Genomic DNA, 19,670 nt, shown 5'->3' with positions numbered 1-19,670 from the left:
GGCTCGCCGGACCGCGCCCGCCGCGACCGCTCCGATGGCACGATGACCGCGTGCCCACGCCCGCCCGCCGCCTCCCCGCAGCGGGCGGGCGTCGTTCGTGATGGGGCGGCACGCCGGCCGTGACGCGGCCCCTCGACCCCCCTGGGCACGACGGCTCGCGGACGGCGCGCTCCGCTGGGCCGGGCACCTCGTGCTCGGCGCCCTCGCCGGCGGGGTCACGTCCTGCGCGACGCTCTGGGCCGGCACGTCCGCCGCGTCGGCCCGCCTGACGGGACTCGGCACCGCCGCCGTGGTCACCGCCGCCGCCGCGCTCGCGCGCACCGTGCCGGCCCCGCCGCCCGCCGCAGCACCGCGCACGACCCCCGGGACGCACCGCCCCGACCCGTCCGACGCCGCCTGAGCGCCGCGGGTCCTAGGCTTGCTCACGTGAGCAGCACCGACGACGACGTGACGAGCCCCGCCCCCGCCTCCCCCACCACGACGGGAGGGGGGCACGCCAGCTCCGACCGCATCGTGTGGGTCGACTGCGAGATGACCGGCCTCGACCTCGTGCACGACGCGCTCGTCGAGGTGGCCGCCGTGGTCACGGACTCCGAGCTCACCGTGCTCGGCGAGGGCGTCGACGTCATCGTCAAGCCGCCGCCCGGCGCGCTCGAGCAGATGGGCGACTTCGTGCGGACCATGCACACCACGTCGGGCCTGCTGCCCGAGCTCGAGCACGGCGTGACGCTCGAGGAGGCGCAGGCGCAGGTGCTCGAGTACGTGCGCGCGTGGGTGCCCGACCCGGGCAAGGCCCCGCTCGCCGGCAACTCGGTGGGCACCGACAAGGCCTTCCTCGACCGCGACATGCCCGACCTCGTCGGGCACCTGCACTACCGGATCGTCGACGTGTCGTCGATCAAGGAGCTCGCGCGCCGGTGGTACCCCCGCGTGTACTTCGCGGCGCCGGAGAAGAAGGGCGGCCACCGCGCACTGGCCGACATCCTCGAGAGCATCGACGAGCTGCGCTACTACCGCGCGGCGCTCCTGCCCGCGCAGCCCGGGCCCGACTCGGCGCAGGCCCGCAAGGTCGCGGCCGAGGTCGTCGCGACGTCCGTCAAGCGGGGCGTGCTGCCGGGCGCCTGAGCCCGCGCCCGGCCCCGGGTGCGCCGAAGGGCGCCGGTCCTCGGACTGGCGCCCTTCGTGCTGGGGTGGCTAACGGGACTTGAACCCGCGACCCCCTGGACCACAACCAGGTGCTCTACCTACTGAGCTATAGCCACCACGGTGCCCACCGGACCGGGCTCGCGAGCGAGCCGGACAACGGGACCGGACCCGTCGCGCGCGGCGGGCCGACGACGAGTGTAGCGGGTGCGAGCGCCCACGCCGTCATCCGATCCCGCGCGCGGGGCGGCGAGGCGGTGCGGCGCGCGTCACAGCCGCCGCGCGACCGCCTCCGCGAACCGCTCCGCGGCGCCCGGCGAGTGCTCGAAGAACAACGACGGCTCGGCGAGCTCGACCTCGAGGACGACGGGCGCGTCCTCGTCGTCGGGGATGAGGTCGACGCGCGTGTACAGCAGCGGCGCCCGGTCCGGGAACACGCGCGCGAGCTCCGCGACGACCCGGTCGCCGACCTCGCGCTCCTCGGGCGTGGCCTCGCGCGCGGCCATGACCTCCTCGCGGAACAGCACGCCCTCCTGGTCCCCCGCGCGGTACGGCCCTTCGAGCAGCGGGCCCTTGCGGACGGAGTGGCTGAACTCGCCGTCGACGTAGACCAGCGCGGTCTCGCCCTGCGTGTCGACGTTCGTGAGGTAGCGCTGCAGCATGACCCGCCGGCCGACCGCGAGGAGGTTCTTCGCGTGCGTGATCGCGAGCGACCGCGACGGCGTGACACCCGCGTCGTACCGGCCGGTGTCGCGCGAGCCCGCGCTGACCGTCGGCTTGATGACGAAGTCGCCGAACGCCGGGAACCGCGTGTGGATCGCCCGGGCGTCGAGGTTGCGCTCGGGGTCGAGCCAGATCGTCGGGACGATCGGGATGCCCCGCTGCTCGAGGTCGCGCAGGTAGGTCTTGTCGATGTTCCACGTCACGACGTCGGCCGGGTTGAGCAGCGTCGAGGTCCGCTCGACGCGCCGCGTCCAGTCCGAGAACTGCGTCGGCCGGTCGGTGTAGTCCCACGTGGAGCGGATCAGCACGTGCGGGTACGCCGCCCAGTCCACGGTCGGGTCGTCCCACACCACGACGTCCGTCGCGACGCCGCGGTCGGCGAGCGCGGCGCGCAGCGGCAGGTCGTCGGGGTCGAGGTTGGGCAGCTCGGCGCAGGTGGCGAGGGCGAGACGTGCGGTGGGTTCGCTCACGTCAGGCACCTTACCCACGGCGTGTGACGCACGTGCTCCCGTCGTGTGACCGCCAGGCGACGTGCACACCGCCCGTCACGAGCGCCGCGCGCCTCAGGCGGTGCGGTCCGCCGGCTCGGGGTCCTGCGCCGTCAGGCGGCGCAGCGCGCGCACCACGGTCGCGGCGCTCGCACGCCCGACGGTGCGACCGTCGTCGTCGACGACGGGCAGGGCGCCGTCCGGCGCGGCCCCGGTCGTCTCGGTGAGCGCGGAGACGAGGTCGCCGAGCTCGCTGCCGAGGCGGACCGGTGCGCCCGCGGCGACGGGCGCGTCGGCGACGTCGTCGAGGTCGGACCGCTCGAGGCGCCCGAGGGCGAGGAGCCGCGCGGTGCGGCCGCGGCCGACGAGGTCGGCCACCGCGGGCGACGCGGGCCGCGCGACGACCTCGAGCGGCGACGCGAGCTGCTCGACGTGCGCGCCGCGGCTGAGCACGACGACCCTGTCCGCCATGCGGACGGCCTCGTCGATGTCGTGCGTGACCATCATCACGGTCGTGCCGAGGTCACGCTGCAGCCGGATGAACTCGTGCTGGAGGCGTGCACGCCCCACGGGGTCGACCGCGCCGAACGGCTCGTCCATGAGCAGCACGGGCGGGTCGGTCGCGAGCGCACGCGCGACGCCGACGCGCTGGCGCTCGCCGCCCGACAGCTCGTGCGGCCAGCGTGCCGCGTACCGCGCCGGGTCGAGGCCCACGAGCGTGAGCAGCTCGTCGACGCGCTCGCGCGTGCGCCGCCGGTCCCACCCCAGGAGCCCGGGCACCGTCGCGACGTTCTGCGCGACCGTGCGGTGCGGGAACAGCCCGACGTTCTGGATGACGTAGCCGATGCGGCGGCGCAGCGCGACGGGGTCGACGTCGGTGACGTCCTCGTCGCCCAGCAGGATGCGGCCCCCCGACGGCTCGACGAGGCGGTTCGCCATGCGCAGCGTCGTCGACTTGCCGCAGCCCGACGGCCCGACCAGCACCAGCAGCTCGCCGCGCCGCACGGACAGCGAGAGGTCGTCGACGGCCACGGCGCCCGCGTACTCCTTGCGGACGGCGTCGAACCGGATGGCCACGTCGGTGCTCACGGCACGTGACGCTAGCGGGCCGCTCCGACAGCCGCGCGGCGGCGGCCTCCGCGCGGGCCGTCCGCACCGGGCCCGCGGTGCGCTCGGCGCGCGGGTGTGGGTGGGGCTCGCTAGGTTCCCACCCATGCACGCCGGACCGGTCGCCGCGGCCGCCAACCCGTGGTTCTCGTGGGACTACCTCGAGCGCAACGGGGGCGACGTGCTGCGCTACACGCAGCAGCACGCGACTCTCACGCTCCAGGCCGTGCTCATCGCGCTGATCGTCGCGCTGCCCCTCGCGGCGCTCGCGCACGTGCGACCCCGCCTCGCGGGCCCGGTGCTCGCGGGCACGGGCGTGCTGTACACGGTGCCCTCGCTCGCGCTGTTCGCGGTGCTCGCGCCGTACACGGGCATCGGGCGCACCACGGTGCTCATCGGGCTCGTCCTCTACGCGCTGCTCGTGCTCGTGCGCAACGTGCTGGTCGGGCTCCAGGGCGTCGACCCCGCGGTGCGGGACGCCGCGCGCGGCATGGGCTACGGACGGTGGCGCCTGCTGCTGGGCGTCGAGCTGCCGCAGGCCGTCCCGGCGATCATCACCGGGCTGCGGCTCGCGACCGTGAGCACCGTCGCGCTGGTGACCGTGGGCGTCGTCGTCGGGTACGGCGGGCTCGGTCAGCTGATGTTCCGCGGGTTCCGCAGCAACTACCACGCCGAGGTGATGACGGCCACGGTGCTGTGCCTCGTCCTCGCGCTCGTCGCGGACCTGCTGCTCGCGCTCGTCGGGCGCCTGCTGACGCCGTGGCGCCGCACGTCGGCCCGGCGCCGCGGCAGGCCGACGAGCGACGCCGCCGGTCGCCTCGACGGCGCCGGACCGCACGAGGAGGCCGCGTGGACATCCTGAGCGAGGCCTTCCGCTGGCTCAACGACCCGCTCAACTGGACCGGGCGCCGCGGCGTGCTCGAGCTGGCGAGCGCGCACCTGCTCGTCTCCGCCGCCGCGGTCGGGCTCGCGCTGCTCGTCGCGCTGCCCGCCGGCCTGTGGCTCGGGCACCGCCGCCGTGGCGCGACCGTCGGCGTCGTCGTGGCCAACACGACGCGCGCGCTGCCCACGCTCGCGCTGCTGACGCTGCTCGCCGCGAGCGGCTGGTTCGGCAACGTCGCCACCGCGATCGCGTGCGCCGTGTTCGCGGTGCCGCCGATCCTCGCCAACGCGGTGACCGGCGTGGGCGGCGTGGACGACGACGTGCGCGACGCCGCGCGGGGCCTGGGCATGTCGGGCGCGCGCGTGCTGTGGAGCGTGGAGATGCCGCTCGCGACGCCCCTGATCGCGGCCGGGATCCGCACGGGAGCCGTGCAGGTGCTCGCCACCGTGCCGCTCGCGGCCCTCGTCGGCGGCACCAGCCTGGGCACGATCGTGGTGACCGGCTTCGCGACGCAGCGCTACGGGCAGGCGCTCGCGGGCGGCATCCTCGTGGCCGGGCTCTGCCTCGCCGTCGAGGGGCTGCTCGCGCTCGCCGAGCGCGGCGTCGCGCCGCGCGGCCTGCGCGCGCTGGACCGCGCCGCGGCGGCCGACTCCCGCGCCGCCGCCCGCACCTCCGCGCCCCGGCGGCGCCGCGCTCCGGTTGCCGCGCCCCCGGCCACCGGATCGAATGGTGCCGCGTCGAACGGTGCGGCACCCGCGCCATGACCAGCCCACCGGACCGGGTCCCCGCACCCGGCCGACCACCGCACGGGCCATCCCCTGCGGTCGCACCGCCACGACAGGAGAACCCCATGCGCATCAGCCAGCGCACCCGCACGCTCGGCGTCCTCGCCGTCGCGACCCTCGCGCTCGGCGCGTGCGGCACGCCCGGATCGGGCGGCGGCCAGGCGGCCAGCCAGCCCACCAGCAGCTCCGGCCTCGCCACCTGCGAACCCGTCGCGGGCGAGAGCCTCGTCGTGCTGAAGGACGACAAGGGCCTGCAGAACGCCGACAACGTCATCCCGGCCGTCAACGCGCAGGTCGCGGCCGACCACCCGCAGGTCCTCGAGCTGCTCGACAAGGTCTCGGCGTCGATGGACACCGACGGGCTCATCGCCCTGAACAAGGCCGTCGACGTGGACCGCCGCACGTCGAGCGAGGTCGCGACCGAGTACGTCGCCGACAACGGGCTCGCCGCGACCGACACGTCCGTGGGCACGGGCACGAGCCTCACGGTCGGTGCCGCGAACTTCTCCGAGAGCATCACGCTCGCCGAGATCTACGCGGCCGTGCTGCGCAGCGCCGGGTTCGACGCGCAGGCGCAGACCATCGGCGCGCGCGAGACGTACCTGCCCGCGCTGCAGTCCGGCGAGCTCGCGGTCGTGCCCGAGTACGCCGCGACGCTCGCGACGTTCCTGAACGGCCAGGTCAACGGCGCCGACGCGCCGTCGGTCGCGTCGAGCGACGTCGACGAGACGGTCGCGGCGCTCACGCCGCTCGCCGAGCAGAGCGGGCTCGTCGTCGGCGAGGCGTCCGCCGCGCAGGACCAGAACGCGTTCGCCGTCACGGCCGAGTTCGCGCAGGAGCACGACCTCACGACCCTGTCCGACCTCGCGGCGGCGTGCGGCGGCATCGTCCTCGCGGGCCCGCCCGAGTGCCCCGAGCGCCCGTTCTGCCAGATCGGCCTCGAGGACACCTACGGCCTCGAGATCGGCGAGTTCAAGTCGTTCGACTTCGCCCTCATCGGCCAGGCCGTGCGCCAGGGCGACGCGACGCTCGGGCTCGTGACCTCGTCGGACGGGTCGCTCGCGTCGGACGCCTGACACCGAGCACGCCCGACGGCGCGGCACCGCTCACCGCGGCGCCGCGCCGTCGGCGTCTCCGGACCCCGGCGGGGCGGAGCGCGTCAGCGGCCCGCGGTCTCCAGCAGGCGTAGCCACACCTCGCTGAGGGTCGGGTAGGACGGCACCGCGTGCCACAGCCGCGACAGCGGCACCTCCCCCACGACCGCGACGGTCGCGGCGTGCAGCATGTCCGCGACGTCCGGCCCCACGAACGTGGCCCCGACGACCACGTCGCGCGCGCGGTCCACGACGATCTGCACCCGCCCGCGGTAGTCGGCCGCCGTCACCGTCGCGCCCGCGAGGTCGCCGAGCTCGTAGCCGACGACGGCGACGTCGAGCCCGGCGTCCCGCGCCTGCGCCTGCGTGCGCCCGACCCACGCCACCTGCGGCCGGGTGAACACCACCTGAGGGACGGCGGCGTGGTCGGCGGTCGCGCGGTACCGGCTCCAGTCGCCCGCCTCGGCCTCCGCCGCGCGGGACAGCGGCTCACCGCCGGCGACCGCGGCGTCGTCGACGTCCGTGGTGGGCCGCGGGTCGAACCGTGCCGCCACGACGTCGCCGACGACCCGCGCGTCGTACTTGCCCTGGTGGGTGGTGGCGGTCCGGCCCGTGACGTCGCCGGCCGCGAACAGCCACCCGCCGTCGACGCCCCGCACCGCGAGCGCGTCGTCGACAGGAAGCGCGTCACCGGGCCGCAGCCCGAGAGCCTCCAGGCCCAGGTCCTCCGTCGCGGGGAGTCGGCCCGTGGCCGCCAGCACCTCGTCGACCGTGAGGGTCTCGGGCGCGGCGGCGCCGACGCCGTCGTCGTCGCCGGTCACCCGCTCGACCACGAGGTGCACGCCGTCGTCGTCGCGCGAGGCGGACGTCACCTGCGCGCCGAGGGACACCCGCACGCCGCGGTCGACGAGGCTGCGCAGCACGGCCTCGCCCGCGAACGGCTCGGCGGACGGCAGCAGCCGGTCGCCGCGCACGAGCACCGTCACCTCGGCGCCGAGGTCGGCGAACGCCGTGGCCATCTCGGTCGCCACGACACCGCCGCCGACCACCGCGAGCCGCCGCGGCACGACGTGCGCGGACGTGGCCTCGCGGCTCGTCCAGGGCCGGACGTCGCGCAGCGCCGCGGGCACCGCGGCGACCGAGCCCGTCGCCACCACGACCGCGCGCCGGGCGGTCACGGTGACGTCGCCGTCGGACGTCGTGACGACGAGCCGACGCGGCCCGGCGAACCGCGCGTGCCCGCGCAGCAGCGTGAGCCCGGCGCCCTCGACCCACGCGACCTGCCCGGCGTCGTCCCAGTGCGCGGCGACCTCGTCACGCCGCGCGAGGACGGCGCTCACGTCGACGGGCCCGGTCACGGCGGTGTCGGCACCCGGCACGGCCCGGGCGGCCGCGAGCGCGTCACCGGGCCGCAGCAGCGCCTTCGACGGCATGCACGCCCAGTAGGAGCACTCGCCGCCCACCAGGGCGCCCTCGACCACCGCCACGTCCAGCCCGGTCCGCGACGCGCGGTCGGCGACGTTCTCGCCCACCGCCCCCGCACCCAGCACCACCACGTCGAACTCACGCGCGTCGTCCACGGTTCCTCCGTCCCTCGCGACCGAGCCCATCGTGGCGCGTGCGAGGCCGGGCCGCCCGGTGAGCCCGGTCGGGGCCGCCGCCGGACGCGCGCCGACGCACGCCCGCTGCCAGGGTGGACGCATGGCACGTGCACCCGAACCCACCGACGGCCCTCTCGACGCCCTCCTGCTCGGCTGGCTCGCGTTCCACCGCGACGCGCTGGCCGCGAAGTGCGCCGGGCTCGACGACGACGCGCTCGTGCGACGCTCCGCCGCACCGTCCGCGCTGAGCCTGCTGGGGCTGGTCCGGCACCTCACCGAGATGGAGCGGCACTACCTCGTCGGCGCACTGAGCGGGTCACCCGTCCCGCTCCTGTACTGCACGGAGGAGTCGCCCGACGGCGACGTGGACGACCTCACGCCCACCATGGTCGGCGAGTCGATGGCGCAGTGGCACGAGCACCGCGTCCTCGCCGACCGGCTGCTGGCCGAGAACGCGGACCTCGCCGCGCCGGTGCCCGGCGGCAGCCGCAGCGTGGGCTGGCACGTCGCGAAGGTCGTGCAGGAGTACGCGCGGCACAACGGGCACGCGGACCTGCTGCGCGAGCGGATCGACGGCGCCGTCGGCGAGTGACGAGCGTCACGCGCAGCGGCGGTCGGTCCCGCGGGGCCTCGACCCGCGGCGCGCGACCCGCAGGAACGACTCAGCCCCGTCGGACGACGTCCGACGGGGCTGAGTGCTGGTACGCCCCCAGGGACTTGAACCCTGAACCCGCTGATTAAGAGTCAGCTGCTCTGCCAATTGAGCTAGAGGCGCGCGGCTCGTAGAGATTAGCAGGACCGGGGCCGTGCGAGCGAACCGGAACCGCCTCCACGGGCCGTCGTGTGACGACCCTCACGCGTGCGACGCGCCGCCGCCCTCGCGCTCGTCCCACCAGGCGTCCTCCGGCAGCCCTTCGGACGCGAGGATCTCGGCCGAGGTGTCGCCCGTCGGCGTCAGCAGGTCGGCGATGAGCGCGAGCGGCACGTGCTCGGCCAACAGCTCCTGCGCGTGCCTCGCGGCGTCCACGCCGGCCACCACGACCGGCTCGTCGCCGTCGGGCAGCTCCGTCGCCCCGGTGCCCGAGGCACCGCCGTCACGTCCGTCCATCCGTCCACCTCGTCCTGTCCCCGCCGTGGATGCCCCCTTCCCATGGTGCGGTATCGGAACGTCCGACACGTGAGGAAAGACCCCCAGGGCGCGTTCTCACGAACGTTTCACACGTCGCGCAGGTCACGTCCACGCGGACGGGTCTGGCGAGCGGCGGCCGGGCGGTCCGTCAGCGACCCGTCGTCACAGGTACAGCCCCGTGCCCTCGGCGCCCGCCCGCGGGTCGGCGACCCCGTGGACGTCCTTCTCGCGCAGCAGCAGGTACGTGCGCCCCGTGAGCTCCACCTCGGCGCGGTCCTCGGGGTCGAACAGCACGCGGTCCCCCACCTCGACCTGCCGCACGTGCTGGCCGGCGGCGACGACCGTCGCCCACGCGAGGCGCTTGCCCATCGCCGCGGTCGACGGGATGAGGATGCCGGCGCCCGTGCGCCGCTCGGCCGCCTCGTCGTCGAGCTCGACCAGGAGCCGGTCGTTGAGCATCCGCAGCGGGAGCTCGCCCGCGCTCGTGGGCCGGGAGGTGTCGCGCGCAGTCACGCCGCCGACGCTACCCCGCACGCGCCGTAGGCTGGCGCACGTCGTCCCCAGCCCCGACCCGCAGGAGTGACAGTGCCTCGTCTCGCCGTCGGTGACACCGCGCCCGACCTCACCCTCCCCAGCGCGACGGGCGGCACCGTCTCGCTCGCCGACCTGCGCGGACGCTCGGTCGTCGTGTACTTCTACCCCGCCGCGGCCACGCCGGGCTGCACGACGCAGGCGTGCGACTTCCGTGACTCGCTCGCGTCGCTGCAGGGCGCCGGGTACGAGGTCGTCGGCGTCTCACCCGACCCGGTCGAGAAGCTCGCGCAGTTCGCGCAGGACGAGTCGCTGACGTTCCCCCTGCTGTCGGACACCGAGCACACGACGCTCGAGGCGTGGGGCGCGTGGGGCGAGAAGAAGAACTACGGCCGCACGTACACCGGCGTGATCCGGTCGACCGTCGTCGTCGACCCCGACGGCAAGGTCGCGCTCGCGCAGTACAACGTGCGCGCCACCGGGCACGTCGCGAAGCTGCGGCGCGACCTCGGCATCGACGCGGCCTGACGCCACGCGGCGGGTCGGCACATGCCAGACTCGCAGCGCGCGGGAGTGGTGAAACGGCAGCCACGCCAGGTTTAGGTCCTGGTGCCCGGAAGGGCGTGCGGGTTCGACTCCCGTCTCCCGCACCACCTGTCCAGCGCGGCGCGCTCGGCCCTCCCTCGCACGCGGCTACCGTCGACGCGTGCACGACCTGTCCCGTCTCGACGCCGCGATCCTCACGACCCTCCGGGTCGGGATCGCCCACCTCCGGGGGGCCGACGAGTCCCTCGCGCTCGTGGCGTGCGGGATGGTCGAGGACCTCACCGGGTTCTTCGTGGCCGGGGCCGGGACGACGTGGCTCGCGGCGCTGCCCGGTCCGAGCGAGGACCGCGCGGCGTACGCGTGGTCGGCCTCGGAGTGGCCGCTCACCGCCGAGGACCCCGACGACGTCGCACCCGGGCGCGTGACGAGCGCGCTGTGGGAGCTCTCGGGCGCGCGCGCGGCCCTCGACGGCACCGGCGCCGAGCTCGACGACGACGCGTACGCGCAGCTCGGCCACGACTACGAGGACCGGGTCGTGACGGCGCTGCGTCGACTCCGGGACGAGGGCGAGCTGCGCGACGCCGCGGGGCGCGAGCTGTGGGTGTGGCTGCACTCCGCCGACGACGCCGACCCGGAGCTCGACGACCGCACCTTCGCGCTGCTGCAGGACGCCGACGTCGCCCGCGACTTCGCGGACCGGTACGGCGCGGGAGGTGAGCGCCTGCTCGCACGGCTCGCGGCCCGCTCGTCAGCGCCGCGCGACGCCGCGCCCTGAGGCCGGCGGTCGCCTCGGCGGCGCAGCCGGCGGGCGAGGTCGTCCGACGCACGACGGGGCGCCCACCGGTCGGTGGGCGCCCCGTCGACGCTGCGGCGTGCGGCTCAGGCCTGGGCCTGGCGCTCCGCGATCTTGCTGCGCACGTCGTCCATGTCGAGCTCCTTGACGGCGGCGACGACCTGCTCGAGCGCGGGCGCGGGCAGCGCACCGGCCTGGTTGAACACCAGGACGCCGTCGCGGAACGCCATGAGCGTCGGGATCGACGTGATCTGGAGCTCGGCGGCGAGCTGCTGCTCGGCCTCGGTGTCGATCTTCGCGTGCACGATGTCGGGGTGCGTCTCGCTCGACGCCTCGAACACGGGCGCGAACTGGCGGCACGGGCCGCACCAGGACGCCCAGAAGTCGACCAGGACGATCTCGTTGTCCTTGATCGTGTCGGCGATCGTGTTCGCGGTCAGCGTGGTGGTGGCCATCGGGTCTGTCTCCATCCTGACGGGGTTCGCCCGGTTCAGCGCCGCACGGACCGCCGGTATTCCCGCGGGGCGATGCGGCCGACCGGGCGACGACGGGGTACAACTGCACGGTGACCGCGTCCGCCGAGTTCCCCCCTGGTCCCGAGCGCCCCGCCGGGTGGCTGTCCCGCGACGAGATCGCGACGGCCCGCGCCCAGCTGCCGATCCTCTACGTCGACGCGGTACCCGTGCGCGTCGACGAGTCGGGCGACGTCGTCGCGGTCGGTCTGCTGCTGCGCGTGACCCCCGAGGGCGTGATGTCGCGTGCGCTCGTCTCGGGTCGCGTCATGTACCACGAGCGGGTGCGCGACGCGCTGCTGCGGCACATCGAGAAGGACCTCGGACCCGTCGCCCTGCCGCACGTGCCCGCGTCGCCGCAACCCTTCACGGTCGCGGAGTACTTCCCGACGCCGGGCGTGACGCCGTACCACGACCCGCGCCAGCACGCGGTGTCCCTCGCGTACGTCGTGCCCGTCGCCGGCGACTGCCGTCCGCAGCAGGACGCGCTCGACCTCGCGTGGCTCACGCCCGAGGAGGCGTGCACCGAGGCCGTGCAGGTCGAGATGAACGGCGGCCAGGGCCTGCTGCTGCGGCAGGCGATGGCCTGGGTCGGCCGGCTGCCGTGACGCACGACCCCGCGCAGGCGGCGTGGGGGGTCGGCACCACGACGGCCCGCGTGCTGCACGCGCTGGTGGCGGCGTGCGCGCTCGCCGGCGTCGGCCTCGAGGTGGGCCGTGCGCTGACCTCCCCCGACGGCGACCTCGTCCTGCTGTTCAGCTACTTCACGATCTGGTCGAACGTGCTCGTGCTCGGGGTGTCGGCGCTGCTCGCGGTCCGCCCGCGGCACGACGGCCCCTGGTTCCGCGCGCTGCGGCTCGACTCGATGCTGTTCATCGTCGTGACGTTCGCGATCTACCACGCGCTGCTCAGCGGCTACGCGCCGATCACCGCGGCCGGGCAGGCCGCGAACCTGCTGCTGCACACCGTCGTGCCCGTCGGGGCCGTGCTCGCGTGGCTCGTGGCCGGGCCGCGGCCGCGCGTGCGGCTCGTGACGTGCGCGGCCGCGCTCGTGCTGCCCGCCGTCTGGTTGGTCTACACGTTCGTGCACGGGGCCGCCACGGGCTGGTACCCCTACCCGTTCCTCGACGCGTCGGCGCTCGGCACGGGCCGGGCGCTGCTCGCGGCGCTCGCCGTGATGGTCGGCGGTGCGCTGCTCGGCCCCGCGCTGTGGGCGCTCGAGCGCCGGCTGCCGCCCGCGCCGCGCTGACGGCGACGCCGGACGCCGCGTGACCTCCCGCCGGGGCGGCGCACCCGTGCGGCGCGTCAGCCGGCCAGGTCGAGGTGCGGCCAGTCCGCGAGGTCGGCGCGCAGCTGCCGGTCGTGCGTCGCGACGACGACGGCCGCCGACGTCGCCCGCAGCGCGACCGTGAGCTCGTCGACCAGCCCGACCGACAGGTGGTTGGTCGGCTCGTCGAGCACCAGCACGTGCGGGGCCGCGAGCAACGCGCACGCGAGGTCGAACCGGCGGCGCTGCCCCACGGACAGCTCGCGCAGCGGGCGGTCGAGGTCCGCCTCGGTGAGCAGGCCCAGCGCGGCGACGGGCACGAGCGCGTCGGGGTCGAGCGCACCGGCGTCGAGCAGGTCGAGCGCGTGCCGCGCGTACGCGTCGAAGGCCGTGGGCGGTGCGCCGTCGGGAGTCGCGAGCCGCTCCCCCGGCCCCTCCTGCGCGAGGACCCCCAGCCGGACGCCCGGGGCGATCGTCCGCGTGCCGCGGTCGAGCCCGAGGCGCCCCGTGAGCGCGGCGAGCAGCGTCGACTTCCCGGCGCCGTTCGCGCCGGTGACGAGCAGCCGACCCGCGGGCATGACGTCGACGCGCCGCCCGGGCAGGTCGAGCCGGCCGTCGACGCGCGGCGCACGCACCTCCAGCAGCGGGCCGCCCGCGTAGTCGGCGGGGACCGACGGCAGGTCGGGGAAGCTCAGCGCGGGCGGCGGCACCGGCACCTCGACGGCCTGCGCCTCGAGCCGCTCGATCAGCCGGTCGGCGGCCTTGACGTGCTGCCGCGCGCGCGTGCCGCGGCGGTGCTTCTGCGACCCCTTCGGCGGCCGCCACTCGTCCGACAGGCCCTCGTACGACGCGTCGAGGCGCTGCGCGAGCTGCAGCGCGCGCTTGCGCTCGCCGCGGTAGCGGGCACGCCACCGTCGCAGCATCTGGTCGCGGGCGAACCGGTAGTCCGCGTACCGCGCGGCGCCGTACAGCACGGGGCGCCCGTCCATCGACGGGTCCATGTCGAGGATCGCGGTCATGACGTCGTCGAGGAGCCGGCGGTCGTGCGTGACGATGACGAGGCCGCCCGTCCACGTGCGCAGCTGCGCCGTGAGGTGGTCGACGCCCGCGGCGTCGAGGTGGTTCGTGGGCTCGTCGAGCAGCAGCAGGTCGGCGCGCTCGGCGAGCCGGCACGCGAGCCGCACGCGGTAGCGCTCGCCGACGCTGAGCTCCGCGAGCGGCCGGTCGCGGTCACGGGGCGCGTGCAGGCGCGACAGCCCTTCGTCGACGCGCCGGTCGACGTCCCAGGCCGCAAGGTGCTCGTACCGCGCGATCGCCTCCGACAGCGCCGCGACGTCGCCGCCGTCGTGGTCGAACGCGTCGATGACGGTCTGCAGGTCGGCGGCCGCCGCACGCGTCGCCGCGGCCGTGGCGTCGATCAGCGTGCCGACGGTGTCGCCGGGCGCGACCGCGAGGTCCTGCTCGACCACCGCGAGCGTCCCCCGGCGGCGCACGTCGCCCGACTGCGGCACGAGCCGCCCGGCGAGCACGCCCAGCAGCGTGGACTTGCCCGCGCCGTTCTCGCCGACGAGCCCGATGCGGTCCCCCGCGGACACCGTGAGGTCGAGCGCGTCGAGAACGGGCCGGCCGGGGTAGCCGAACGTGACGGCGTCGGCGACGAGCTGCACGGCGCCGACCTGCGGGGCGGCCGGTGCGCTCACGAGCCCAGCGCGGCCACCACGTGCGGCACGAGCGCGCGGAACGCCTGCCCGCGGTGGCTGATCGCGTTCTTCTCGTCGGGGGTCAGCTCGGCGCACGTGCGCGTGTCGCCCAGCGGCACCAGCACGGGGTCGTAGCCGAACCCGTGAGCGCCGCGCGGCGCCGCCGCGAGCGTGCCCTCCAGCGTGCCGACCTCGACGTGCTCGACGCCGTCGGGCGTCACGAGCGCCGCCGCGCACACGAACCGCGCGGCCCGGTGCTCGGGTGCGATGTCCACGAGCTGCGCGAGCAGCAGCGCGAGGTTGGCCGCGTCGTCGCCGTGCCGCCCCGCCCACCGCGCCGAGAAGATCCCGGGTGCGCCGCCCAGCACGTCGACGCTGAGGCCCGAGTCGTCGGCGACCGCGGGCAGCCCCGTGGCGGCCGCGAGCGCGCGCGCCTTGATGAGGGCGTTCTGCTCGAACGTCACGCCGTCCTCGACGGGCTCGGGCGCGTGCACGTCGCGCGCGCCGACCACCGCGGCCGGGTCCAGGCCGGGCAGCGCGGGCGCGAGGATCGCGCGCAGCTCGCCGACCTTGTGCGCGTTGTGGGTCGCGAGCACGAGCCGCGCACCGGCGGGCACGTGCACGCCGGGCGGGGTCACGGGGCGTCCGTCCCGGGCACCGGCACCCGGGTCGCGCTGCCGTCGCCGGCCGGCGCGCCGAGCACGGCGGCCTGCAGCGCGGCGAGCTGCGCGGTGCCCGCGAGCGCGAGGTCGAGCAGCGCGTCGAGCTCGGCGCGGTCGAACGGCGCGTGCTCCGCGGTGCCCTGCACCTCGACGAACGTCCCCGAGCCGGTGGTGACGACGTTCATGTCGGTCTGCGCGCGCACGTCCTCCTCGTAGGGCAGGTCGAGCATGGGCACGCCGTCGATGACGCCGACGCTGACGGCCGCGACCGAGTCGCGCAGCACCTGGCGCCCCGGCTTGACGAGGCGCTGCGACGTCGCCCACGCGACCGCGTCGGCGAGCGCGACGTACGCGCCGGTGATCGCGGCCGTGCGCGTGCCGCCGTCGGCCTGCAGCACGTCGCAGTCGAGCACGACCGTGTTCTCGCCGAGCGCGGCGACGTCGATGACGGCCCGCAGCGAGCGCCCGATCAGGCGCGAGATCTCGTGCGTGCGCCCGCCGACCTTGCCTCGCACGGACTCGCGGTCCGAGCGGCTGTTGGTCGCGCGCGGCAGCATCGCGTACTCGGCGGTCACCCAGCCCTCGCCCGAGCCCTTGCGCCAGCGCGGCACGCCCTCGGTGAACGACGCGACGCACAGCACCTTGGTGCCGCCGAACTCCACGAGGACCGAGCCCTCGCCCGCGTCGAGGAACCGCCGCGTGATCGTCACGGGCCGCAGCTCGTCGACCCGTCGCCCGTCGGCCCGCGTCGCGGCCGCCGCCGTGCCTGCACTCTCTGCGCTCACCATGCCCCCGACCCTACGTGCGCACCCCGACACCCTCCGAACTCGTTCCCGCCCGCGGCGGGCACCGCGACGACGCCACGCCCGCCCCGCGCGGCACGCGCCCTCGGAGCGGGCGGACCCCGCGAGTGCGGCACTCGTCACGCGAGCGCGGCACGAACGAGTACCGCGCTCGACGGACGAGTACCGCGCTCGACGAACGGCCGGCGCATCGAGGCGCCGTCCCGCCGGCGGACCGGCGACCGCCCGCCGCACGGGCCCCGCGCACGCGCTGCGAGCCCAGGACGCACGTCGCGGGCGCGGCACACCTCTCCCGAGTGCGGTACTCGTCACGCGAGCGCGGGACGAACGACTGCCGCGCTCGACGGACCAGTACCGCGCTCGTGGTGCACGGGCGACCTGCTGCTCGCCGGATCCGGCGAGCCGACGTCGAGGTTCCCGAGCACCTGGTGGCCTGCGCGCCCGCGTCCCGCACGTGGCGCGTCCCGTACTTGGCGCGTCCCGCACGCGGGACGTCCCGCAGGTGTCCGGCCTCGTTCGCGGTGCGGGCGCACGCCGGGACGGCCGCGGCCCTCGTCAGCGCACGCCGGCGGCGCGCAGCCGGGCGAGCATCGGCAGGCCCGCCCACGCGTCCGCCCACGTCCACCGTGCGACGCCGAGGCCCAGCGCCCGGATCCGGTCCTCGCGCAGCTTCTCGCGCCAGAGCACGTCGTGCGACGCGCCGGCGTACTTGACGCGACCGTCGAACTCACCCACCACACCGTGCTCGGGCCACCAGAAGTCGACCCGCCCGACGAACCCGTGCCGGTCGTGGACCTCGTGCTGGAGCACCGGTGCGGGCGCTCCCAGCTCGGCCATCCGCACCCGGCTCAGCGACTCGCCGGGCGACTCGGCCAGCGGGTCGACGAGCGCCGCGACGACGCGCGCGGCCCGTACGCCCCGCCCGCGGGCCGCACGCTCGACCTCGTCCGCGAGCTCGGCCGTCGTCGTCAAACCCTGCCGGACGGCCGCGTCCGCCGCGGCCACCCCCGCAGCGGGTCCCGCCAGGCGTGCCAGGTCGACGACGGTCCGTGCGGGTGCCGTGCACCGCAGTCCGTCCACCAGGACCACCGTGGGGACGTCGGCGACGGTGTGCCGGACGACGTCGCGGTGCGACCGCCCTCCTCCTGCCGGAGGTCGCACCAGGTGCACCCGGTCGTCCCGCCGTCCGACGGCGGGCAGCCCCAGGACGGCGGCGGCCGACCAGTGCGAGAGCGTGACCGGCCCCGCCGCCGCGGCGACGACGGCCCGGACACGGGCGCGGTGCCGGGCCTCGTCGTCCAGCACGGCCCACGCCGCCGCGTCGACGTAGGTGCCCCGTCGCACGCGGACCACCTCCCCCGCGCGCAGCCGGCGTCGGACGAGGTCGGAGGCGTGACGCCCCCGCGGCCCGTGGACGTGGACGAGCGCCGGGTGGTCGTCGTGGCGGTCGGGGGCTCCGACGTGCGCGGCGAGCGACAGCGGCGGCGGCGCGGCGCCCGCGCGTCGTCGATCCGCTGCTTCCTGCTCACGGTGGTCGTCCACGCGCCGCACGGTGCCACGCCCGCGTGCACCTGCGTCTCCCGTCGTCCACACCTCTCGTCGAGCGCGGTACTCGTACGCCCAGCGCGGGGGAAACGCGTACCGCACTCGCGGGAGGAGTACCGCGCTCGCGGGAGGAGTACCGCGCTCGCGGGAGGAGTACCGCACTCGCGGGACGGGTGCCGCACTCGCGGGAGGAGTACCGCGCTCGCGGGACGAGTGCCGGACTCGGCGAGCGGCCCGGGCGAGGAGGTGCCCGGCGCTGCACGAGGCGAGCGACGTCGCCCCTCAGAGTGTGTACGTGGCGCCGGGGGCCGCGAGGGACGTCGGCCCGGCGTAGACGGTGGCCGCCTCGGTGAGCGCCGCGCGCGGGTCGTTCCACGCGGGGACGTGCGTGAGCACGAGCCGGCGGGCACCGCCCCGCGCGGCGGCCTCGGCGGCGCGGCGGCCCGTGAGGTGGACGCCGCGGACGTGGTCGTCGCGGCCCTCGACGAAGGCGGCCTCGGCGAGCAGCAGGTCGGCGTCGACCGCGAGCGCGTCGAGCCCGTCGCACGCGTCGGTGTCGCCGCTGTACGCGAGCGTCACGCGGCGCCCGGGGCCGGCCTCCGACGGCCCCGTGACGCGGATGCCGAACGCGGGCACGGGGTGCTCGACGGGCACGGCCTCGAGCGTCAGCGGACCCACCCGCACGGGCTCGCCGGCGCGCCACTCGCGCACGTCGAACTGCTCCTGCGTGTCGGTCGCGGGGTCGTGGCCGGACAGGTGCGCGAGGCGCTCGCGCGTGCCCGCGGGGCCGAGCACCGGCAGCGGCGGCAGCGCACCCGTGGGCCGGTAGCGCCGGTAGACGCCGAGCACGGCCATGTCGGCGACGTGGTCGGCGTGCAGGTGCGACAGCGCGACGACGTCGACCGCGGCCGGGTCGCCCCAGCGCTGCAGCGGGCCCAGGGCGCCGCTGCCCAGGTCGAGCACGGCCGACCACGTGCGCCCGTCGGCGTCCCGCGCCTGCACGAGGTACGACGACGCGGCCGAGTCCGGACCGGGGAACGACCCCGCGCAGCCCAGCACGACGAGCCTCACCGCAGCGCCTCGCGCGGCTCGACCGACTCGACCTCGGGGCCGAGGAACCGGCGCGCGAGCGTCGCGAAGCCCTCGGGGTCGCCGGTCGCGAGGAACCGGTGCGTCGCCGGACCCGCGGCGGGGTCCCGCTCGAGGTCGTGCGCGACGAGCGTGCGGTACACGTCCTTGGCCGTCTCCTCGGCGCTCGACACGAGCGTCACCTGGTCCCCCATGACGTACGAGATGACCCCCGTGAGCAGGGGGTAGTGCGTGCAGCCGAGCACGAGCGTGTCGACGCCCGCGTCGCGGACCGGCTCGAGGTACTCGCGCGCCGTCGCGAGCGCGTCGGGCCCCGACGTCACACCGGCCTCGACCAGCTCGACGAAGCGCGGGCACGCACGTGACGTGAGCTCGACGCCCGCGACCGCGAACGCGTCGTCGTAGGCCCGTGAGTCGATGGTCGCGCGCGTGCCGATGACGCCGATGCGACCGTTGCGCGTCGCGGCGACGGCGCGCCGCGCGGCGGGGAGCACGACCTCGACGACGGGCAGGCCGCGTCGCTGCGTGTACCGCTCGCGCGCGTCGCGCAGCACGGCCGCCGACGCGCTGTTGCACGCGATGACGAGCATCTTGACGCCCGCGTCGACGAGGTCGTCCATGATCTCGAGCGCGTGCGCGCGCACCGCCGCGAGCGGCTTGGGGCCGTACGGACCGTTGAGGGTGTCGCCGATGTACAGCGTCGACTCGTGCGGCAGCTGGTCGAGGATCGACCGGGCCACCGTGAGACCCCCGACGCCGGAGTCGAAGATCCCGATGGGGGCGTCGTTCACCCGGCCGAGCCTAGCCGTCGTCGCCGGTGCGCCCACCCGGGGACGGGTCGGGTGCGTCGAGCATCACAGCGAGGAGCGACTCCTGCAGCCAGGACAGCGCGCCGTACACGGACGCCAGGTACGCGCGGACGTCGTCCTCGTCGCCGTCGCCGAGCCGGTCGTACAGCGCCTCGGAGTCCTCGTCGGTGCGCAGGTCGAGCCGTTCGCCGAGCACGAGCCGCAGGTCGGTGAGGCAGGCCGCGACGTCGTCGGCGGACCGCGGGTGCACGACCAGCGCGTGCTCGGGCCAGCCCGGCTCGCCGTGCACGAGCGACGTCCACAGGCAGCGCAGCCGCGCGATCTTGCGGGCCCGCAGGTCGTCCTCGGTGAGCCGGCGGAACTCGCCGGCGACCTCGGGGTCGTCGCGCGACGCGTCGGGCAGGAGCCGCCGCACGGCCGGGTCCTGCGGCGGCGGCAGGGGCGCGGTGCGCACCTGCCA

Annotated in this window: 23 protein-coding genes and 3 tRNA genes; 11 read left to right on the top strand and 15 right to left on the bottom strand. The window is 76.1% G+C overall.

Translation table 11 applies throughout. The features are described 5' to 3' along the window. The first annotated feature begins 100 nt into the window (after positions 1-100). Both CS2_RS14015 and orn read left to right on the top strand, forming a co-directional pair. Positions 101-400 (top strand): hypothetical protein, encoded by a 300-nt coding sequence (locus tag CS2_RS14015; RefSeq protein WP_070320441.1) that lies wholly within the window; start codon positions 101-103, stop codon positions 398-400. A gap of 47 nt (positions 401-447) precedes the next feature. Then, complete coding sequence (gene orn, locus CS2_RS14010) at positions 448-1,125, top strand: oligoribonuclease (RefSeq protein WP_255430542.1); 678 nt, start codon at positions 448-450, stop codon at positions 1,123-1,125. Positions 1,126-1,186: 61 nt separating this feature from the next. On the opposite strand, the gene CS2_RS14005 is transcribed toward orn, so the two are convergent. From CS2_RS14005 to CS2_RS13995, 3 genes are all read right to left on the bottom strand, one after another. Next, positions 1,187-1,262 (bottom strand) — tRNA-His (locus CS2_RS14005). Positions 1,263-1,412: 150 nt separating this feature from the next. Then, complete coding sequence (locus CS2_RS14000; protein ID WP_070320440.1) at positions 1,413-2,336, bottom strand: ATP-grasp domain-containing protein; 924 nt, start codon at positions 2,334-2,336, stop codon at positions 1,413-1,415. A gap of 93 nt (positions 2,337-2,429) precedes the next feature. Next, positions 2,430-3,443, bottom strand: a complete 1,014-nt coding sequence (locus CS2_RS13995; protein ID WP_046528008.1) for an ABC transporter ATP-binding protein — start codon at positions 3,441-3,443, stop codon at positions 2,430-2,432. A 124-nt stretch (positions 3,444-3,567) separates the two neighbouring features. On the opposite strand from CS2_RS13995, the gene CS2_RS13990 reads away from it, so the two are divergent. The 3 genes from CS2_RS13990 (at position 3,568) to CS2_RS13980 (ending at position 6,205) form a co-directional block, all read left to right on the top strand. Continuing rightward, the gene (locus CS2_RS13990; protein WP_070320439.1) at positions 3,568-4,323 is read left to right on the top strand and encodes an ABC transporter permease; all 756 of its coding nucleotides are present in this window, start codon (positions 3,568-3,570) and stop codon (positions 4,321-4,323) included. Continuing rightward, on the top strand, positions 4,311-5,108 hold the full coding sequence (locus tag CS2_RS13985; RefSeq protein ID WP_046528006.1) for an ABC transporter permease: 798 nt from the start codon (positions 4,311-4,313) through the stop codon (positions 5,106-5,108). The genes CS2_RS13990 and CS2_RS13985 overlap by 13 nt, the downstream gene beginning before the upstream one ends. Before the next feature lie 86 nt (positions 5,109-5,194). Further along, on the top strand, positions 5,195-6,205 hold the full coding sequence (locus CS2_RS13980; RefSeq protein ID WP_046528005.1) for a glycine betaine ABC transporter substrate-binding protein: 1,011 nt from the start codon (positions 5,195-5,197) through the stop codon (positions 6,203-6,205). Positions 6,206-6,288: 83 nt separating this feature from the next. Here the strand turns inward: CS2_RS13980 and CS2_RS13975 are convergent, their stop codons facing one another. Continuing rightward, positions 6,289-7,833: a dihydrolipoyl dehydrogenase family protein gene (locus tag CS2_RS13975; protein WP_070320445.1), complete on the bottom strand. Its 1,545-nt coding sequence runs from the start codon at positions 7,831-7,833 to the stop codon at positions 6,289-6,291. A 91-nt stretch (positions 7,834-7,924) separates the two neighbouring features. Between CS2_RS13975 and CS2_RS13970 the strand changes: the two genes are divergently transcribed. Beyond that, positions 7,925-8,416: a DinB family protein gene (locus tag CS2_RS13970; protein ID WP_070320438.1), complete on the top strand. Its 492-nt coding sequence runs from the start codon at positions 7,925-7,927 to the stop codon at positions 8,414-8,416. Positions 8,417-8,523: 107 nt separating this feature from the next. Here CS2_RS13970 and CS2_RS13965 read toward each other — a convergent pair. The 3 genes from CS2_RS13965 to CS2_RS13955 form a co-directional block, all read right to left on the bottom strand. Next, positions 8,524-8,599 (bottom strand) — tRNA-Lys (locus CS2_RS13965). A 78-nt stretch (positions 8,600-8,677) separates the two neighbouring features. Beyond that, positions 8,678-8,932 (bottom strand): hypothetical protein, encoded by a 255-nt coding sequence (locus tag CS2_RS13960; protein ID WP_046528003.1) that lies wholly within the window; start codon positions 8,930-8,932, stop codon positions 8,678-8,680. Between the two features lie 183 nt (positions 8,933-9,115). Next, positions 9,116-9,412 (bottom strand): GroES family chaperonin, encoded by a 297-nt coding sequence (locus tag CS2_RS13955; RefSeq protein ID WP_070320444.1) that lies wholly within the window; start codon positions 9,410-9,412, stop codon positions 9,116-9,118. A gap of 126 nt (positions 9,413-9,538) precedes the next feature. On the opposite strand from CS2_RS13955, the gene bcp reads away from it, so the two are divergent. From bcp to CS2_RS13940, 3 genes are all read left to right on the top strand, one after another. Next, positions 9,539-10,012 (top strand): thioredoxin-dependent thiol peroxidase, encoded by a 474-nt coding sequence (gene bcp / locus CS2_RS13950; RefSeq protein ID WP_070320437.1) that lies wholly within the window; start codon positions 9,539-9,541, stop codon positions 10,010-10,012. Between the two features lie 39 nt (positions 10,013-10,051). Then, a tRNA-Leu gene (locus CS2_RS13945) sits at positions 10,052-10,137 on the top strand. A gap of 53 nt (positions 10,138-10,190) precedes the next feature. Beyond that, positions 10,191-10,805: a hypothetical protein gene (locus CS2_RS13940; RefSeq protein WP_070320436.1), complete on the top strand. Its 615-nt coding sequence runs from the start codon at positions 10,191-10,193 to the stop codon at positions 10,803-10,805. A gap of 104 nt (positions 10,806-10,909) precedes the next feature. On the opposite strand, the gene trxA is transcribed toward CS2_RS13940, so the two are convergent. Then, entirely contained in the window at positions 10,910-11,278 is a 369-nt protein-coding gene (gene trxA / locus CS2_RS13935) for a thioredoxin (protein WP_062103346.1), read from the bottom strand. 110 nt (positions 11,279-11,388) lie between these two features. Here trxA and CS2_RS13930 point away from each other — a divergent pair, with 110 nt between their 5' ends. Together CS2_RS13930 and CS2_RS13925 are read left to right on the top strand one after the other, a co-directional pair. Beyond that, positions 11,389-11,943 carry an NUDIX hydrolase family protein gene (locus CS2_RS13930; protein ID WP_046527999.1) on the top strand — a complete coding sequence of 185 codons (555 nt, stop codon included), beginning with the start codon at positions 11,389-11,391 and terminating at the stop codon, positions 11,941-11,943. Then, positions 11,940-12,584, top strand: coding sequence for a Pr6Pr family membrane protein (locus tag CS2_RS13925; protein ID WP_070320435.1), 645 nt, complete (start codon positions 11,940-11,942; stop codon positions 12,582-12,584). The genes CS2_RS13930 and CS2_RS13925 overlap by 4 nt, the downstream gene beginning before the upstream one ends. Positions 12,585-12,640: 56 nt before the next feature. Here the strand turns inward: CS2_RS13925 and CS2_RS13920 are convergent, their stop codons facing one another. From CS2_RS13920 to CS2_RS13890, 7 genes are all read right to left on the bottom strand, one after another. Next, the gene (locus tag CS2_RS13920) at positions 12,641-14,269 is read right to left on the bottom strand and encodes an ABC-F family ATP-binding cassette domain-containing protein (RefSeq protein ID WP_070320443.1); all 1,629 of its coding nucleotides are present in this window, start codon (positions 14,267-14,269) and stop codon (positions 12,641-12,643) included. 29 nt (positions 14,270-14,298) lie between these two features. Next, positions 14,299-14,940 carry an RdgB/HAM1 family non-canonical purine NTP pyrophosphatase gene (gene rdgB / locus CS2_RS13915; RefSeq protein ID WP_233421195.1) on the bottom strand — a complete coding sequence of 214 codons (642 nt, stop codon included), beginning with the start codon at positions 14,938-14,940 and terminating at the stop codon, positions 14,299-14,301. After that, complete coding sequence (rph, locus tag CS2_RS13910) at positions 14,937-15,752, bottom strand: ribonuclease PH (RefSeq protein WP_070320434.1); 816 nt, start codon at positions 15,750-15,752, stop codon at positions 14,937-14,939. The genes rdgB and rph overlap by 4 nt, the downstream gene beginning before the upstream one ends. A 570-nt stretch (positions 15,753-16,322) precedes the next feature. Further along, the gene (locus tag CS2_RS13905; protein ID WP_156442145.1) at positions 16,323-17,309 is read right to left on the bottom strand and encodes a hypothetical protein; all 987 of its coding nucleotides are present in this window, start codon (positions 17,307-17,309) and stop codon (positions 16,323-16,325) included. Between the two features lie 285 nt (positions 17,310-17,594). Continuing rightward, on the bottom strand, positions 17,595-18,383 hold the full coding sequence (locus CS2_RS13900; RefSeq protein WP_070320432.1) for an MBL fold metallo-hydrolase: 789 nt from the start codon (positions 18,381-18,383) through the stop codon (positions 17,595-17,597). After that, a complete protein-coding gene (gene murI, locus CS2_RS13895) occupies positions 18,380-19,192 on the bottom strand; it encodes a glutamate racemase (protein WP_070320431.1) in 813 nt (270 codons plus the stop codon). The genes CS2_RS13900 and murI overlap by 4 nt, the downstream gene beginning before the upstream one ends. A gap of 10 nt (positions 19,193-19,202) precedes the next feature. Further along, positions 19,203-19,670, bottom strand: a 468-nt coding sequence (locus tag CS2_RS13890; RefSeq protein ID WP_070320430.1) for a DUF2017 domain-containing protein, incomplete at its 5' end; no start/stop codon positions are given.

The sequence above is a fragment of the Cellulomonas iranensis NBRC 101100 = JCM 18110 genome (assembly GCF_001552375.1).
Classification (GTDB): Bacteria; Actinomycetota; Actinomycetes; order Actinomycetales; family Cellulomonadaceae; genus Cellulomonas; species Cellulomonas iranensis.
This window is presented reverse-complemented; position numbering and strand designations above follow the sequence as displayed.

Bases quoted from the DNA above. Each gene is read 5' to 3' on its own strand.
- CS2_RS14015 (WP_070320441.1), top strand. From the start codon at position 101: ATGGGGCGGCACGCCGGCCGTGACGCGGCCCCTCGACCCCCCTGGGCA.
- CS2_RS13990 (WP_070320439.1), top strand. From the start codon at position 3,568: ATGCACGCCGGACCGGTCGCCGCGGCCGCCAACCCGTGGTTCTCGTGG.
- CS2_RS13980 (WP_046528005.1), top strand. From the start codon at position 5,195: ATGCGCATCAGCCAGCGCACCCGCACGCTCGGCGTCCTCGCCGTCGCG.
- CS2_RS13975 (WP_070320445.1), bottom strand. From the start codon at position 7,833: ATGGGCTCGGTCGCGAGGGACGGAGGAACCGTGGACGACGCGCGTGAG.
- CS2_RS13970 (WP_070320438.1), top strand. From the start codon at position 7,925: ATGGCACGTGCACCCGAACCCACCGACGGCCCTCTCGACGCCCTCCTG.
- CS2_RS13960 (WP_046528003.1), bottom strand. From the start codon at position 8,932: ATGGACGGACGTGACGGCGGTGCCTCGGGCACCGGGGCGACGGAGCTG.
- CS2_RS13955 (WP_070320444.1), bottom strand. From the start codon at position 9,412: ATGCTCAACGACCGGCTCCTGGTCGAGCTCGACGACGAGGCGGCCGAG.
- trxA (WP_062103346.1), bottom strand. From the start codon at position 11,278: ATGGCCACCACCACGCTGACCGCGAACACGATCGCCGACACGATCAAG.
- rph (WP_070320434.1), bottom strand. From the start codon at position 15,752: ATGGTGAGCGCAGAGAGTGCAGGCACGGCGGCGGCCGCGACGCGGGCC.